Consider the following 15,095-nt stretch of genomic DNA (forward strand, 5'->3'; position numbering starts at 1 on the left):
CCCCGCTTAAACCGTGCCGCCCAATGATCCTTCCAGCGTGGCCAGCTCTTGCCCGCCCGCCATCATATCCTGCAGGGCCTCTGGCGTGATCTCGCCGCGCACAGCTGTGCCGAGCGTCTTGCCGCGGTTAAGCACCGTGAACCGATCACCCACAGCCATCGCATGGCGGACGTTATGCGTGATGAACACCACCGCAACACCCTGCTTGCGCACCTTATCAATCGTGGCCAGCACGTTTGAGGTCTGCCGCACACCAAGCGCCGATGTCGGCTCATCCAAGATCAGCACCTTTGCGCCAAAATGAACGGCGCGCGAAATCGCGACAGTCTGCCGCTCGCCCCCTGACAAAGTGCCGACAGCCTGATCGGGCCCGCGCAGATTGATGCCCATCTTCTTCATCTCGGTCATGGTGACCTGATTAGCATAATCATGGTCAAAGAAACTAAGGCCGGCGATCTTTTTTACCGGCTCATTACCCATGAAAAAGTTACGGCTGACAGACATCAACGGGATCATGGCCAGATGCTGGTGCACGGTGGCAATCCCAGCCTCAATCGCATCGCGCGGATCGTTGAAAGCCAAGGGCGTCCCTTCAAAAAAGATCTCGCCAGCGGTGGGTTTATGCACACCGGACATGGTCTTGATAAAGGTCGACTTGCCCGCGCCATTATCGCCCAGCAGGCAATGGCATTCACCCGGATAAACATCAACGGAAACACCCGCCAGGGCAATCACCGATCCGAAATGCTTTTCGATATCGACCATACGAATGATAGGTTCAGCAGTCATCTTAACGCTCTCCGGTGATGATACGGCGGATATAGGTGTTCAGGATCACAGCAAAGAGCAGGATAACCCCCAGAAACACCCGGAACAGCGAACTTTCGACACCGGCAAAGAACAGGCCCTGCTGGACGACACCAAAGATCAACGCCCCAAGGGCCGCCCCCAGAACTGATCCATAACCGCCCGTCAAAAGGGCACCACCAATGACAACGGCAATGATCGCCTCAAACTCTTTCAGCAGACCGCGATCCGCGCCTGCCGAACCGAATTCCATCACCTGGCAGGTGGCGAAAATCGTGGCGCAAAAGGCGGTAAACATGAACATCAAGATCTTGACGCGGTTGACGGGCACACCGGAATTGCGGGCCGCTTCGGCATCACCGCCCGCTGCATAGATCCAGTTGCCAAATTTGGTCTTGGTCAGCAAAATATGGCCAAAGATGACCAGCGCGATGGCCCAGATGATCAGCATCGGAATGCCGTCAACAACAGGCTCGCCCATGCGGCTACCCCGGGAAAATGTAGCGATCAGCCCCATGTCACCGAGCCAGACAAACAAGCCTTGAAAGATCTTTCCGCCAAAGGCCACGGCCAACCAATCACCTTCGGCAACATCTTTAATACCGCCAATAATGGTTTTGCGTTCAATCGTTTGCGGCAGGAAGATCGTGAAGCCACGCAGAATGAACAAAAACGCCAAGGTGACGATAAAACTGGGCAAACCGGTGCGGATCACGATGTAGCCGTTCATGGCGCCAATGGCGATGCAGATCACAAATGTGACAAGGATGGCCATCCAAACCGGCCAAGACAACGTGACCGCGAAAATCGCAATCAGCATGCCCGCAAAGCCAATCATGGATCCAACAGACAGGTCAAACTCACCTGCGATCATCAACAGGCAAGCGCCCACAGCGATGATCATGAACTGCGCGGAAACAATGGACCAGTTCATCACGCCTTGGCTGTTAAACATGCCGCTATCGAAGGCGAAAAGCAGGAAAAAGGTAAAGACGGCCACCGTCCCAACCATCCCGCCAAGTTCGGGCCGGATCAGCGCCTTGCGCAGGCGTGAAATATCCTTGACCCGTTCATCGCCACTATCGGTCGCTTGCGCTGTGCCGCTCATTTTGTTCCCCCCTCGGCGCTTGACAACTCCCAGCGGCACGGGCGCAGCCAAGGCGCCCGTGCCAAAGGTCTTAGCGGTACTCGCCCGCAAATTCCTCGATCTTAGTCAGACCGTCAGCGGTCACAAAACCGGGGCCAGAGTTGATGTTGTTACCCGGCAAAACCCCGTAACGGTGGTAGTTGGCCATCACAACAACAGGCAGATAGGCCTGCAAGAAGGGCTGCTGATCGATACCCCATTCAATGGTGCCATCCTTGATCCCTTTGACGATCTCACCGCCCAGATCAAACGTGCCGAAATAGATATCACCAGCCATGCCGTTTTCTTCCAGCGCCAGCAAGGTGGGATCAGCCGATACCGGGCCCAGCGTCAGAACCGCATCCGTATCAGGGTTGGCCGACAGATAGGCCAGCACCCGGTTCTTGATTTCGGCAGGGTCTTGGCCTGCGTCGATCATCTGATCACCCAGATCGATCCCCAGACCGTCAGCAAAGCCCTGGCAACGTTCTTGGCTGGAAGGCTGTACAATATAGTGGTTCACACAAAGGAATGATCCGATCCCATCAGATTTAGCGCGCAAACCTGCCGCATAGCCTGCGTCATATTCAGGCTGGCCCACATACATCAGCGCCCCAACCTCGCGGGCTTTTTCCGGCGTGCCGGTATTCATGATGATGACATCCACACCCGAATCCACCGCGGCCCGGATCGGACCCTCGAGGATATCAGGATCGGCAAGCGTAGTGATAATCCCATCGGGGCCAGATGCAGCCGCTTGCTCAATGATCCGGGCCATATCGGCCAAGTCACCTGTGGGCGGGTTACGATATTCGACTTCGACATCCATCTGCTCACCGGCCAATGCGATACCGTTCTTGATCGTATTCCACCAGCTATCGCTATCGGGGGCGTGGCTAACGAGAATATAGCGCTCGCCTTCTGCAGATGCGGTTGTCGTGGTGACGAATGGCGCGGCGGCCACTGCGGCGGCAAGCGCAAAGCTCTTCAACTTCATTGTCATGGTTTCCTCCCAGAAATTCCTGTTCGTGACGGGCAAAGGCGGACAGAAATCGCCTCCCTCCGCGTAGCAAAACACGAAGTCAGACTTTTTGCAACCGGTTGCAAAAAATCATCTTCAATCAGATACTGCATGGATAAAGAAGTTGGGGTATGACTTCTAAAGTTTGAAAAGGGACAACAGACGGATCTATGGCTGCCACACTTAAGGAAGTTGCCGAACGCGCGGGCGTATCACGCTCGGCTGTCTCAAGAACCTTCACCGATGGCGCGTCGGTTTCAGTCAAGATGCGCCGCAAGGTCGAAAAGGCCGCGCAAGAGCTGGGCTATAGTCCAAATTTCCTTGCACGCAGCCTGACAACACGCCGTACCAAACTGATCGGCTTGATCTCAAACAACTTCCACAACCCTATTTTTCTTGAGGTTTTTGATCTCTTTACCCGCAAATTGCAGGATAGCGGATTACGTCCGTTGCTGGTGAACCTGTCGGATGAAACGGATCCGCAAAACTCGGTGCGTATGTTGCAGCAATACTCGGTTGATGGGGTTGTTGTTGCCTCGTCGACATTGCCGCCAGAATTCTCCAAGGCTTTCCGCGACGCAGGCGTTCCGGTCGTCAACAGCTTTGGCCGCTACTCTGCCGCGCCGCAGGTGCATGTGGTGGGGATCGACAACGCCGAATGTGGACGGATGGCCGCGCGCCAGCTGGTGAAGCGTGGCTACAAACAGCTGGCTTTTCTCGGCGGACCCGAATCGGCGACCTCGACTCAGGACCGGCTTGCCGGTTTTGTCGAAGAGCTGCGCAAGCACCCCGAGGTTCGCGTTTCACAGTCTTTCGCCGATGCATATTCATTTGAGGCAGGCCGCAAAGAAATGCGGCGCCTGCTGGATGCCGGAACCCCGGCTGAGGCCTATTTTTGCGGGGATGACGTCTTGTCCATCGGCGTGCTCAGCGCAATCGAAGATGCAGGATTGCAGGTGCCTGATAACATCGGCATTATCGGTTTGAATGATATGGAAATGGCTGGGTGGGAAAGCATTAATTTGACCACTATCCGCCAACCGATTGCACAAATCATTAACTCATCGGTCGAACTGATGGTCGCGATGCTGGACGAGCCGGACCGCTATCCCGAGGCCCGGCTTTTTTCCTGTAAAATCATTGAGCGCGGGACCCTACGCCCCATTCCGTAAGATGGGTTTAAACCCATCCTACGTAAACATCGGCGGTCGCGCGTCTAACCACTTTCCATCGGCTTTGCCCGACTCTGCCACCGCATAAACCGCCGCCATCGACCGCAATCCATCTTCAGCCCGTGGATACAGATTGGCCGCCGGATCCATCACGCGGCCCTCTTTGCGGGCCGTGATTGCCTCGGCCAAATCTGTGTAGATATTGGCGAAAGCCAGCGGCATGCCTTCAGCGTGGCCGATGGTGACGCGAGTTGTCCGGTCGGCCTCGGGGGACAGGTTCGCCTCGCCCCTTTCAATGATCTGCAAACGCTCGCCCAGCGGCATGTAGAACAGTTGATTTGGCTGCTCTTGCGACCAGCGCAGACCGCCCGTTTCGCCGAAGACCTGGATCGTCAAACCGTGCTGCCGCCCAATCGCGATGGAGCTGGTCCAGAGCCGCCCCACGGCCCCGCCATCCATCCGGAAGTTGACCATCGCATCATCTTCCAGCGTCCGCACATCGATGCAAGACACTGTATCTGCTGACAATTTCTCGACCTCCTGCCCAGTCACAAAACTCGCCATATGCATCGCGTGGATGCCGCAGTCGGCGAATTGGGCGGAGACGCCGGCCTGTGCAGGGTCATAGCGCCAGCGGACGCGCGGGTTGTCTGCATCTGTGGCGTCGGCGTGGTGCCCGTGCGCGAATTCGGCGTTGACCAGGCGGACCTGCCCGATGTCGCCGCGCGCGATCATTGCCTTCATGTGCCGCACCAGTGAATAGCCGGTGTAGCCGTAGTTCACCGCACAAATGTTGCCGGTCTTTTTGGCGATCTCAACAATCGCTTCGCCTTCTTCAACGGTCATCGTCATCGGCTTTTCGCAAAGCACGTGAAAACCGTTTTCCAAGAAGGACTTAGTGATCTCAAAATGGGTGGAATTCGGTGTCGCGACAGTGACCAAATCGACCTTGTCGCTGCGCTTTTTCTCGGCTTGCAGCATCTCTTCCCAGCCGCCGTAGGCCCGGTCGCCCAAGCCCAGTCGTTGGCCATAATCCACACCGTATTCAGGCCGGTGATCCAGCGCGCCAGCGGTAAATTCAAAGAGCCCATCAAGCCCCGCGCCCAGCCTGTGGGCCGGTCCGATCTGGCTGCCTTCGCCGCCGCCGATCATGCCCCATTGTAGTTTTGTCATAGCGTTTTCTCGTATATGTTTTGCGTACAGACGGCGTACATACAGCGTATGTACAAGTCCTGATTTAGAACCCAATGCTTTCCAGATAGGTCCGGTTGGCGGCGGCATCCTCTAGCGGGGTGCCGGGTATGGATGGATCGCAGTCCTGTTCAACCGTGCACCAGCCTTCAAATCCGGCGTTCAGCAGAACCTGTCGGACCGCCCCGAAATCAACGTCGCCTTGTCCGAGGTTGCAGAAGATCCCCTGCCCGCAGGCTTTGTAGAAATCGGTGCGGTTGGTGACCACATCGGCCTTCACCGCAGGGTCGATATCCTTGAAATGCATATAGCTGATCCGGTCGATGTGCCGCTTCATGAAAGCCACCGGATCATAGCCTGCGTAAGAGTGATGTCCGGTGTCGAAACAGATTTTCAGGATGCTTTCGTCGACTTCATCCAACAGCCGTTCCAACTCGGGCTCAAAATCCATGAACCCCGCCGCATGGGCGTGGATGCCGACGGTCAGCCCGTAGTCTTCGGTCCCCATTTTGGCGATGGTGGCGATCCGGTCGCGGAAGGCGGCCCATTCGGCGTTGTCCATCTGTTCGGCCTCATCGGCGCGTCCTGCGCTGGGCGCGCGGCGTGGTGAGATGCTGTCGATCAGCACCAGATGTTCAGCGCCATGGGCGACCAGCGCTTTGCAGGTCCGCGCGGAGGCGTCCAGCACCTCATCCCATTTTGCCGCATCATGGAAAGGCCGGAAGACAACGCCGCCGATGATCGACAGGTCGTGTTTTGCCAGTTCATCTGACAGGATCGCAGGGTCTTCGGGCATGTAGCCAATGGGCCCCAGCTCTATCCCCTTATAGCCCGCACCCGCGCATTGCTGCAGCACGGATTGCCATGTGGGATAGGCCGGGTCGGATGGGAATTCGATGCCCCAGGAACAGGGCGCGTTGCCGATACGGATCGTCATAGGCGTGCTTTCACTTAAAAATCGTTGATGATTTGCCAGGCTTTTGCATCATTGGATGCATGGGCTGCGGCGATGATTTGGTTGACTTCCATCCCGTCGCGGAATGTGGGCCAGATGTTTTTGCCAGCCTCAATCGCATGCAGGAAATCCCGCGCTTCGATGATGATCTGGTCTTGATAACCGGTGCCGTGGCCCGGCCCCTGGCAGAAAGGTTCATAGTTTGGATGGGCCGGGCCTGTCAGGATTTTCGTGAAGCCGCGCTGCGCCTCTGGCCCGGACATCTTGTAAAGGTGGAGCGCGTTTTGATCTTCCTGATCAAAGCGGATCGCGCCTTTTGTGCCTGTGATTTCGTAGGCATAGCCCATCTTGCGCCCTGTCGCGACACGGCTGGCGTAGATCGAGCCAAGCACACCGCTTTCAAACCGGCAGAGGATATGGGCGTGATCGTCATTGGTCACCTTGCCGCCCGGGCGTTCAGGGTAAACCGTCTCAATCTCGGCCAGCAGGCTTTTGATGGGGCCCATCAGCCGCAAAGCGCAATTGATCGGATGCGGTGACAAATCGCCCATCATGCCGTTGGCTTTGCCTGTCGTGCGCCACGTGGCGGGGGCGTTCGGATCGGCCAGAAAATCCTCGGTATGTTCGCCGCGAAAGCCGGTGATTTCGCCGATCTCACCCGACTGGATCAGATCATAGGCATATTGGCTGGCGGGTGTGCGGATATAATTGAAACCGGTCATGTTGATATGACCGGCGGCGGCGGCAACCATGGCGCGGCTGTCGGCCACGTCCTGCCCCAGCGGCTTTTCGCAGAAGACGGATTTATTCAGCGCAAAGGCGGCCTCGGCGATGGGCCGATGCATGTTTTGCGGGGTCGCGATGATGATCGCTTCGACCTTTGGGTCATTCACCAGCGCCTGCCAATCATCGGTGCCGCGCGCGAAACCATAGGCCGTGCGGTATTTCTCGGCTGACGCCGCAGTGGACGCGCAGACCATTTCCAGCCGGGGCCGCAGGGCAGTGTTAAACACAGCACCAACGGCGGACATGGCCACAGCATGAGCCTTGCCCATATAGCCACCACCGAGGATTCCGATCCCGATCTGTGTCATTGATGCTCCTCCCCGGAAAATACGTTTGCAACCGGTTGCAAAATTTGTATCCTTGGATTCGAAGTCACGCAAGCCGCAAAAATCGCGGTCGTGCGTTTTAGGGGGGAGCCGATCAATGACAGACGCCACCATTCGCCTGACCACGGCGCAGGCGATCATCCGTTATTTGGACAATCAGTATATTGTCATTGATGGCGCTGAAATGCGCCTATGCGGTGGCGGCTTTGGCATCTTTGGTCATGGCAATGTCACCTGCCTGGGTGAGGCCCTATACACGCATCGCGACACCTTGCCCCTATATAGGGGCCAGAATGAACAGGGCATGGGTTTTGCCGCAGCCGCCTATGCCAAGCAGTGGCTGCGCCAGCGCTTTATGTTTTGCACGGCCAGCGCAGGGCCGGGTACGGCGAACCTGTTGACCAGCGCTGCCTTGGCCCATGCGAACCGTTTGCCTGTCTTGATGCTGTGCGGCGATACCTTTCAGACCCGCCTGCCCGATCCGGTCTTGCAACAGCTGGAGCATTTCGGAAACCCGACATTTGGCGTGAATGATGCCTTCAAAGCCGTCAGCCGCTATTGGGATCGCATCACCCATCCTGCGCAGATCATGCAATCCTTGCCTGCCGCTTTGTCCACCATGCTGGACCCCGCAGATTGTGGCCCTGCGTTCATTGGCCTACCACAGGATGTGCAGGGCTGGACCTATGATTATCCGCAGGCGTTTTTTGAAAAGCGCGTGCATCGTATCCGACGTCAGTCCCCCGACATGGCAGAGGTGATCGATGCCGTGATGCTATTGGAGAATGCCAAACGCCCGATGATTATTGCCGGTGGTGGCGTCCAATATTCAGGTGCCGTCGCTGAACTGACAGCGTTTGCTGAACAGGCCGGCATCCCGATTGTCGAAACCATCGCGGGCCGCGCCAATATGTTGGCCACCCATCCGTTGAACATTGGCCCGATCGGCGTCACTGGGTCGGACAGTGCCAATACGATTGCCGAACAGGCGGATGTCATCCTTGCGGTCGGCACCCGTTTACAAGATTTCACCACGGGGTCTTGGACCGCCTTTGCCAAGGATGCCAAGATCATTGGTTTGAATGTCGGGCGCCATGACGCGTCCAAACACATGTCGACCACTGTTGTCGGCGATGCCTTGCTGGGCCTTGAAATGCTCACCCCCGGATTGGCGCAATACAAAGCCCCTGCCGATTGGACCGCCTTCGCGCAGGCGGAACGGGCAAAGTGGGATGCTTATGTTGCTGGCAACGTGGCCCATGGCAATCGTCCGAATTCCTATGCGCAGGCCATCGGCGTTGTGAATGATCTTTGCCATCCCCGTGACCGCGTTGTTGCTGCCGCCGGGGGCTTGCCCGCCGAGGTCACCGCCAACTGGCGCACCCTGGGTATCGGCACGGTGGATGTGGAATTCGGTTTTTCCTGCATGGGCTATGAGATTGCGGGCGGCTGGGGTGCCCGCATTGCCCAGGCCGAGCGTGAGCCGGATAGCGATACCATCGTCTTTACCGGCGATGGCTCTTATTTGCTGATGAACTCGGATGTGTATTCGTCGGTTTTGACAGACAAAAAGCTAATCATTCTTGTGCTGGATAATGGCGGCTTTGCTGTCATCAACAAGCTGCAGAACAACACCGGGAACGAAAGCTTCAACAACCTGATCGCAGATACGCCGACGGCGACAGCCCCCTTTGCAGTCGATTTTGAAGCTCATGCCACGGCTATGGGAGCCACGGCGGAAACGGTCGCGAACCCAGTGGAACTGGGCGCGGCGTTCAAACGCGCCAAGGCCAGCGACAAGACTTATGTGATTTGCATGCAGGTTGACCCCTATGAGGGCTGGACCACTGAAGGCCATGCTTGGTGGGAGGTCGGCACGCCCCATATATCCGGCAGCGCCCGCGTCACCCAGGCCCATGAAGATTGGGAAGCCAGCCGCCCCAAGCAGCGTAAAGGCATCTGATGAAGACTTTGCGCGGCATCCAAAAGAACAACTTTCTGGTCATGGGGCGGGTCGGCATGGATCTGTTTCCAGACCCACCTGGCATGGATATCGAACATGCCACGACGCTTAACGTGGATATGGGCGGCTCTTCGGCCAATATCGCTGCCGGTATCGTTAAGCTGGGCGGAAAGGCTGCATTGCTAACATGCGTATCAGATGATGCGGTTGGACGGGCCTGCACCCGGATGCTGAAGAAATACGGGATCGACGATTGCTATATTCGCACAGTCGGCGGAGAGGCCCGCAATTCACTGGCCCTTTATGAAAGCCGGGTCGTGGACCATCAATCAGTCATTTACCGCAATGGCGCGGCCGATTTCGAGATGGGTATCGCTGATGTCGAGGCTGTGGATTACAGCCAATTTGGCGCGCTGATCACGGCCGGAACCGTCTTTGCCGCTGAGCCATCACGAAGCGCCGCCTTTCATGCCTTTACGTTGGCCCGTGCGGCGGGTCTGCCGATCATCTTTGATGTAGATTATCGGCCCTACTCCTGGCCTTCGCCGGAAATTGCGGCCGATGTGCTGTCCCGCGCGGGCGCGATGTCAGACCTGATTGTCGGAAATGATGAAGAATTCGGCTTTATGGCGGGCGGCGTCGAAAAAGGGCTGGCGCAGGCCAAAATACTGGCAGAGACCACCGCCGATCTGGTGATTTACAAAATGGGCGAAAAAGGCGCGATCACCTTTGATGGCGCAAGTGCCCAGCGGACGGGGATCTACCCTGTCAAAGCGCTGAAACCCACCGGCGCGGGGGATAGTTTCATGGCCGGGCTTTTGACCGGCATTGCCGATGGATTGACCCTAGCCCAGGCCATTTTGCGCGGCTCTGCCTGCGCGGCGATTGTGGTGGGCAAGCCTGGCTGCGCCCCGGCGATGCCCTATCCCGCTGACCTTGAAGAATTTCTGGCCAATCATCCTGGCCCGACTGATCCTTGACCCGACTGATCCTTGAAAGGACCAATCCGATGCATATTGCCCCTCATGACAATCAGAACAAACCGATCGTGGATGCAGATGACCCAACAGTGCCGCTGAACTATTTTAACATTGTTAAACTGACCAAAGGGCAAAGCTTTGACTATCAAGTCCCTGGTTATGAAACCTGCATTGTCCCGGCCACAGGGACGGTCGATGTGCACGTAGAAGGCATGGATTTCCCCAAACTGGGCAACCGCGTCGCGGATGTCTGGGATGGAGAGCCCGAGGGGGTTTACATCCCGGTTGGGGCCAAGGTGACGATCAACTGCCTTTCAGATGAGACCGAGACGTTTATCGCCGGTGCGCGGTATGACAAGGTGCTTGACCCCTTTGATGTGCGGGTACCCGACAAGGTGCAATATGGATCGGATGACACCAAGACCCACCGGAAGATCAAACATATCCTGGGCCAGAAAGAGCATGACAAGGTCGGCCGATTACTGGTCTCGGAACTTTTTACGGTGGGTCAAGGCGGTTGGTCCGGCTTTCCGGCCCACAAGCATGACACGGACAATCTGCCCCATGAGACCCGCCACGATGAAACCTATAATTTCAGGTTCAGGCCAAAACACGGGTCGGGCGTACAAATCTTGCAGCGCGAAGAGGGCAAGCCGGGGGATGCGTATCAATTGATGGATGGCTCAACCATCATGATCGACAAAGGGTATCATCCTTGTGCGGTGATGCCGGGGTACGAGATGTATTATTTTACCATTCTGGGCGGCCTAAGCCAGCGTAGCCTAGTGCAATTCTTTCAACCGACCCATGCTTATCAGGTCGAGACCATTCCGGGCATCAAAGACATGGTCGCCAAGTTCAAATGAAGCGCGGGGTCAGATCAAATTTCTAGAAATTTGATCGCCGCACCCTTGGGAAATTGGGGACATTATGCCACTTGTCACGCTCGCCGATATTTTACAGCCCGCATTGCGGAACGGCTATGCCGTGGCTGGTTTAGTCACGCTGGGTTGGGAGGACATGCGCGCCTATGTCGCCGCCGCAGAGGCTGAAAACTGCCCTGTAATCCTACAAGCAGGACCATCCTGCCGCGCCCATACCCCCCTGCCTATCTTGGGCAAGATGTTTTCCCATTTGGCCGAAAACGCCAGCGTGCCTGTCGTTGCCCATCTCGACCATGGTTACACAACGGACGAATGCCGCGAAGCGCTTGAAAGCGGCTTTACCTCATTGATGTTTGACGGCTCACGCAAACCGCTGGCCGAGAATATTGCCGAAACCGCCGCGATCGCCGAAATGGCCCATGCCGCAGGTGTGTCCTGCGAGGGCGAGATCGGATTTGTCGGTTACGCAGATGGCGAAAACTCTGCCGGGACAGACCCTGATGAGGCCGCGAAATTTGCCCGCGAAACAGGTGTCGACGCGATGGCGATCTCGGTTGGCAATGTCCATTTGCAACAGGATCAACAGGGCGGGCTGGACCTGCCGCGCATTCGCGCAATTGAGGCCGTCACGGATGTGCCTTTGGTTATTCATGGCGGCTCGGGCGTGCCGATCGATCAGCGCCGCGCCCTTGCCGCGGGATCGAAGATTTGCAAATTCAACATCGGCACCGAACTGCGCATGGCCTTTGGTGCGGCCCTGCGTGATGCGGTCGACCAAGATCCAAACCGATTTGACCGGGTCCAAATTCTGAAAGACACCCATGCCCCGGTTGTTGCCGCCGCACGCCAGGTCCTACGCGCCTTCAAAGGATAAGCAGATGATCAATATTGGTATTTTGGGTTGCGGCCGGATCGGGCAGGTGCATGCCCGGGCCATTGCGGGGCTGCCAAATGCCCGGTTGGTCGCGGTCGCAGATGCGTTTCCTGACGCCGCAATCGCCCTTTCCGAGGCAACGGGCGCCGACATACGCAACAGCGCTGCGATCATTGCCGCCCCCGATATCGATGCCATCATCATCGGCACACCGACCGATACCCATTACGATCTGATCCATCGTGCCGCTGCCGCCGGTAAGGCCATTTTCTGCGAAAAGCCGGTTGATCTATCCGCTGACCGCATCCGCGATTGCATACGCGCCATTGACGCATCCGGCGTGCCGTTTTTCACTGCCTTTAACCGCCGTTTTGATCCCAACTTCGCCCAGATCAAAGCCCGTATCACCGCCGGAGAGATCGGCGATGTTGAGATCATCACGATCCTGTCGCGTGATCCCGCCCCGCCGCCAATCAGCTATATTGCGGGTTCGGGCGGTATTTTTCGCGACATGATGATCCATGATTTTGACATGGCCCGCTTTCTGCTTGCTGAAGAACCTGTGCAGGTCTTTGCCGTGGGCTCTGCCCTTGTTGATCCAGCCATTGCCGCCGCGGGCGATGTTGATACGGCCGCTGTCACCCTGACCACGGCCAGCGGCAAGATTTGCCAGATTTCAAATTCCCGCCGTGCTGCGTACGGGTATGATCAGCGTCTTGAGGTTCATGGCTCAAAGGGCATGCTACGGGCCGAAAATAGGTTGGAAAACGCGGTTGAGGTCGCCACTGAAGCTGGTTTTCAGCGCGCGCCCGCCATGCATTTCTTTCTCGAGCGTTACGCCGAAGCCTATGCCGCTGAGATGGTTCACTTTGTGGCGGCGTTAGAGGCAGGCACCGCGCCTGCCCCGGGCATCACCGATGGGTTGCAAGCCCAGCTTTTGGCCGATGCGGCCGCAGAATCATTGGCTACCGGCGTGCCGGTCCTGCTCTGACGGCTGGCGGCGCTTGTAATCCCGGCCGATCCTGTCAGGGTTGTATCCAATCCGACCGCCGTTCAGGAGATCCCCTTGCCCGATATCACGCTTCCGATCACCAGCCTGGCCGCTCTGGTGCTGGGCTGTACCCATCTTTTGCTAACCATTCGCGTTATTCGCATTCGCCGCCGCGATGGTGTCGTTTTGGGCGAAAATGAGGACCGGGTGCTGACCAAGGCGATCCGCGGGCAGGCCAATGCGTCCGAGCAGATGCCGCTGGGGCTGATCATGCTAGCCTTGTGTGAGCTGCAGGGCGGGCCTGCTGCGCTGCTATGGCTGTTGGCGCTGGCTTTAATGGCGGGCCGGGGCATACATGCCGTTTATTTTGGGATACATGGCACGCATTGGCGTTTGCGCGTTTTGGGGATGTTACTGACCCTGATTGCGCAGACCGGTCTGCTTGCCAGTCTGGCCTTTGTGCTGATCACATGACACACGAAAAGGCCGCGCGAATTGCACGGCCTTGCCTGCGTTAAGGAGGCGGATCAATTACTTGATCTTACCTTCTTTATATTCAACATGCTTGCGCACAACGGGGTCGTATTTTTTGATGACCATTTTCTCGGTCATGGTACGTGCATTCTTTTTCGTCACGTAGAAATGCCCGGTCCCCGCGGTGGAGTTCAGGCGGATCTTGATGGTGGTTGGCTTCGCCATGTCTCATCTCTCCTGCTGCGGGCCTAGGGTCAGGCGCATCGCATAAAAACCATTGAAGCTGCCTTTTACGCCTGCGTGGGCGCGAGTCAACCACAAAGGACGTCAAAGCAGGCCCAAGCTGGTTATTCCTGCGCGATATCCCGCGAAACCACCAGCACCGAGGTCGGCACCCCATCAACGCCCGGCACTGCCGAGAGCGTTACGGCCCATGTTTTGGGATCACTGCGCCCCATAGCACCCTGCAGCCGAAATTCCTGCACGTCCCCGGCAAGCGCTGCATCAAAGCGTTGCCGGATCAAATCACGCTGGTCTGCGGCCCAGAAATCCCACCAGGCCTTGCCCACCACATCTGAGAGACTGTCGAGAGCCATAGTCCGCAAACCCTGCTCGCCCATGAAACTGATCCGCCCCGCCCGATTGAGCAATTTCACGCAGTCAGGGCTGTCACGAAGCGCCGAGAGAGGTTTTGCCATCGTTTCTTTCACCTTGCGCTGTTCAATCTTTGGGTGGATAGGCCCCAACAATTAAACCTCAGGTGGTGCGTGGCTGCAATATACAAGCGTGAATTTCTTACCTGTTTTTGCATTAATACTATCAACGGTGTTTGCCTGAGCTTTGTCTGCCCTGAGCCGCCGGTTCTAATTTGGTTAAAACTGCTCGTAGCCCGAGGCAGGCCTTGTTCTTCTCACTAAACGGCCGATCGCGACATCAATTCGCATTGTGATAAAGCATCGAAGCATTCCTACCGTTTCTATGGTGCCCAGTAGATCAGCGTTTGAGTGCCTGTTCGCATTACTCCGCCAATAACTGTCGATCCAGTATTGCTGGTTGTTCGTAATCTCGGTTTGAACTAGCTTTTTCTTGCTGAAGTGAACAGCATAGTGAGAGTGCCAAAAATGGGCGCTGAATCCTCGTTGCTATTGGCAACAAGGCAAACATGGAGAGACAAATGACAAAATTTTTGAGTGAAAAAGGTGTAGGCTTTAACCCACCACGTGTTGTTGAGAACGGTCAGACAGAAACAGGCGCAGGCCTTAATCCACCACGCGTCGTCAAGAACGGCCAGACAGAAACAGGCTCAGGCCTTAACCCACCACGCGTCGTCAAGAACGGCCAGACAGAAACAGGTGGAAGCTTCAATCCACCGCGTGTTATCAAGAACGGCCAAACAGAAACAGGCGGAGGCTTCAATCCACCACGTGTTGTCAAGAACGGCCAGACAGAAACAGGTGGAGGCTTCAATCCACCGCGCGTTATCAAGACACGCTAACATTCCTTCTCACCGTCAGAAGAATGCCAGTTTCACGCTTTTGACTGGTT

16 protein-coding genes are annotated in these 15,095 nt (G+C 56.8%); 8 read left to right on the plus strand and 8 right to left on the minus strand.

Features of this window, described 5'->3' with window-relative positions; translation table 11 throughout:
- Positions 1 to 6: 6 nt before the first annotated feature.
- The 3 genes from AABB29_RS00745 to AABB29_RS00755 all read right to left on the minus strand — a co-directional run bounded on the left by AABB29_RS00745 (position 7) and on the right by AABB29_RS00755 (position 2,936).
- Positions 7 to 789: an ATP-binding cassette domain-containing protein gene (locus AABB29_RS00745; protein ID WP_341368760.1), complete on the minus strand. Its 783-nt coding sequence runs from the start codon at positions 787 to 789 to the stop codon at positions 7 to 9.
- A 1-nt stretch (position 790) separates the two neighbouring features.
- On the minus strand, positions 791 to 1,915 hold the full coding sequence (locus AABB29_RS00750) for an ABC transporter permease (RefSeq protein WP_341368759.1): 1,125 nt from the start codon (positions 1,913 to 1,915) through the stop codon (positions 791 to 793).
- Between the two features lie 70 nt (positions 1,916 to 1,985).
- Positions 1,986 to 2,936, minus strand: a complete 951-nt coding sequence (locus tag AABB29_RS00755; RefSeq protein ID WP_341368758.1) for a sugar ABC transporter substrate-binding protein — start codon at positions 2,934 to 2,936, stop codon at positions 1,986 to 1,988.
- A gap of 188 nt (positions 2,937 to 3,124) precedes the next feature.
- On the opposite strand from AABB29_RS00755, the gene AABB29_RS00760 reads away from it, so the two are divergent.
- Positions 3,125 to 4,126, plus strand: coding sequence for a LacI family DNA-binding transcriptional regulator (locus tag AABB29_RS00760; protein ID WP_341368757.1), 1,002 nt, complete (start codon positions 3,125 to 3,127; stop codon positions 4,124 to 4,126).
- Between the two features lie 18 nt (positions 4,127 to 4,144).
- Here AABB29_RS00760 and AABB29_RS00765 read toward each other — a convergent pair whose 3' ends face one another.
- The 3 genes from AABB29_RS00765 to AABB29_RS00775 form a co-directional block, all read right to left on the minus strand.
- Positions 4,145 to 5,299, minus strand: coding sequence for a Gfo/Idh/MocA family oxidoreductase (locus AABB29_RS00765; protein WP_341368756.1), 1,155 nt, complete (start codon positions 5,297 to 5,299; stop codon positions 4,145 to 4,147).
- A 64-nt stretch (positions 5,300 to 5,363) separates the two neighbouring features.
- Entirely contained in the window at positions 5,364 to 6,254 is an 891-nt protein-coding gene (locus tag AABB29_RS00770; protein WP_341368755.1) for a TIM barrel protein, read from the minus strand.
- Positions 6,255 to 6,268: 14 nt separating this feature from the next.
- A complete protein-coding gene (locus tag AABB29_RS00775) occupies positions 6,269 to 7,366 on the minus strand; it encodes a Gfo/Idh/MocA family oxidoreductase (protein ID WP_341368754.1) in 1,098 nt (365 codons plus the stop codon).
- 115 nt (positions 7,367 to 7,481) lie between these two features.
- On the opposite strand from AABB29_RS00775, the gene iolD reads away from it, so the two are divergent.
- The 6 genes from iolD to AABB29_RS00805 all read left to right on the plus strand — a co-directional run bounded on the left by iolD (position 7,482) and on the right by AABB29_RS00805 (position 13,550).
- Positions 7,482 to 9,347, plus strand: coding sequence for a 3D-(3,5/4)-trihydroxycyclohexane-1,2-dione acylhydrolase (decyclizing) (gene iolD, locus AABB29_RS00780; protein ID WP_341368753.1), 1,866 nt, complete (start codon positions 7,482 to 7,484; stop codon positions 9,345 to 9,347).
- Positions 9,347 to 10,327 (plus strand): 5-dehydro-2-deoxygluconokinase, encoded by a 981-nt coding sequence (gene iolC / locus AABB29_RS00785; RefSeq protein ID WP_341368752.1) that lies wholly within the window; start codon positions 9,347 to 9,349, stop codon positions 10,325 to 10,327. Before iolD ends, iolC begins: the two co-directional genes overlap by 1 nt.
- 29 nt (positions 10,328 to 10,356) lie before the next feature.
- Positions 10,357 to 11,193 (plus strand): 5-deoxy-glucuronate isomerase, encoded by an 837-nt coding sequence (locus AABB29_RS00790; RefSeq protein ID WP_341368751.1) that lies wholly within the window; start codon positions 10,357 to 10,359, stop codon positions 11,191 to 11,193.
- Between the two features lie 64 nt (positions 11,194 to 11,257).
- Positions 11,258 to 12,085: a class II fructose-bisphosphate aldolase gene (locus AABB29_RS00795; protein WP_341368750.1), complete on the plus strand. Its 828-nt coding sequence runs from the start codon at positions 11,258 to 11,260 to the stop codon at positions 12,083 to 12,085.
- 4 nt (positions 12,086 to 12,089) lie between these two features.
- Positions 12,090 to 13,076, plus strand: coding sequence for an inositol 2-dehydrogenase (gene iolG / locus AABB29_RS00800; protein WP_341368749.1), 987 nt, complete (start codon positions 12,090 to 12,092; stop codon positions 13,074 to 13,076).
- Positions 13,077 to 13,151: 75 nt separating this feature from the next.
- On the plus strand, positions 13,152 to 13,550 hold the full coding sequence (locus AABB29_RS00805) for an MAPEG family protein (protein ID WP_341368748.1): 399 nt from the start codon (positions 13,152 to 13,154) through the stop codon (positions 13,548 to 13,550).
- Positions 13,551 to 13,607: 57 nt separating this feature from the next.
- On the opposite strand, the gene rpmG is transcribed toward AABB29_RS00805, so the two are convergent.
- Both rpmG and AABB29_RS00815 read right to left on the minus strand, forming a co-directional pair.
- A complete protein-coding gene (gene rpmG, locus AABB29_RS00810) occupies positions 13,608 to 13,775 on the minus strand; it encodes a 50S ribosomal protein L33 (RefSeq protein ID WP_008233681.1) in 168 nt (55 codons plus the stop codon).
- A gap of 122 nt (positions 13,776 to 13,897) precedes the next feature.
- Positions 13,898 to 14,248 (minus strand): PAS domain-containing protein, encoded by a 351-nt coding sequence (locus AABB29_RS00815; RefSeq protein ID WP_341368747.1) that lies wholly within the window; start codon positions 14,246 to 14,248, stop codon positions 13,898 to 13,900.
- A 476-nt stretch (positions 14,249 to 14,724) separates the two neighbouring features.
- On the opposite strand from AABB29_RS00815, the gene AABB29_RS00820 reads away from it, so the two are divergent.
- A complete protein-coding gene (locus AABB29_RS00820) occupies positions 14,725 to 15,045 on the plus strand; it encodes a hypothetical protein (protein ID WP_341368746.1) in 321 nt (106 codons plus the stop codon).
- Positions 15,046 to 15,095: the final 50 nt, after the last annotated feature.

The organism is Yoonia sp. BS5-3 (assembly GCF_038069655.2).
In the GTDB taxonomy this organism is placed as follows: Bacteria; Pseudomonadota; Alphaproteobacteria; order Rhodobacterales; family Rhodobacteraceae; genus Yoonia; species Yoonia phaeophyticola.

Coding starts and splice junctions, on each gene's coding strand:
- iolC (WP_341368752.1), top strand. CDS start 9,347: ATGAAGACTTTGCGCGGCATCCAAAAGAACAACTTTCTGGTCATGGGG.
- rpmG (WP_008233681.1), bottom strand. CDS start 13,775: ATGGCGAAGCCAACCACCATCAAGATCCGCCTGAACTCCACCGCGGGG.
- AABB29_RS00790 (WP_341368751.1), top strand. CDS start 10,357: ATGCATATTGCCCCTCATGACAATCAGAACAAACCGATCGTGGATGCA.
- AABB29_RS00815 (WP_341368747.1), bottom strand. CDS start 14,248: ATGGCAAAACCTCTCTCGGCGCTTCGTGACAGCCCTGACTGCGTGAAA.
- AABB29_RS00755 (WP_341368758.1), bottom strand. CDS start 2,936: ATGACAATGAAGTTGAAGAGCTTTGCGCTTGCCGCCGCAGTGGCCGCC.
- iolD (WP_341368753.1), top strand. CDS start 7,482: ATGACAGACGCCACCATTCGCCTGACCACGGCGCAGGCGATCATCCGT.
- AABB29_RS00760 (WP_341368757.1), top strand. CDS start 3,125: ATGGCTGCCACACTTAAGGAAGTTGCCGAACGCGCGGGCGTATCACGC.
- AABB29_RS00770 (WP_341368755.1), bottom strand. CDS start 6,254: ATGACGATCCGTATCGGCAACGCGCCCTGTTCCTGGGGCATCGAATTC.
- AABB29_RS00775 (WP_341368754.1), bottom strand. CDS start 7,366: ATGACACAGATCGGGATCGGAATCCTCGGTGGTGGCTATATGGGCAAG.
- AABB29_RS00820 (WP_341368746.1), top strand. CDS start 14,725: ATGACAAAATTTTTGAGTGAAAAAGGTGTAGGCTTTAACCCACCACGT.
- AABB29_RS00750 (WP_341368759.1), bottom strand. CDS start 1,915: ATGAGCGGCACAGCGCAAGCGACCGATAGTGGCGATGAACGGGTCAAG.
- AABB29_RS00795 (WP_341368750.1), top strand. CDS start 11,258: ATGCCACTTGTCACGCTCGCCGATATTTTACAGCCCGCATTGCGGAAC.
- AABB29_RS00745 (WP_341368760.1), bottom strand. CDS start 789: ATGACTGCTGAACCTATCATTCGTATGGTCGATATCGAAAAGCATTTC.
- iolG (WP_341368749.1), top strand. CDS start 12,090: ATGATCAATATTGGTATTTTGGGTTGCGGCCGGATCGGGCAGGTGCAT.
- AABB29_RS00765 (WP_341368756.1), bottom strand. CDS start 5,299: ATGACAAAACTACAATGGGGCATGATCGGCGGCGGCGAAGGCAGCCAG.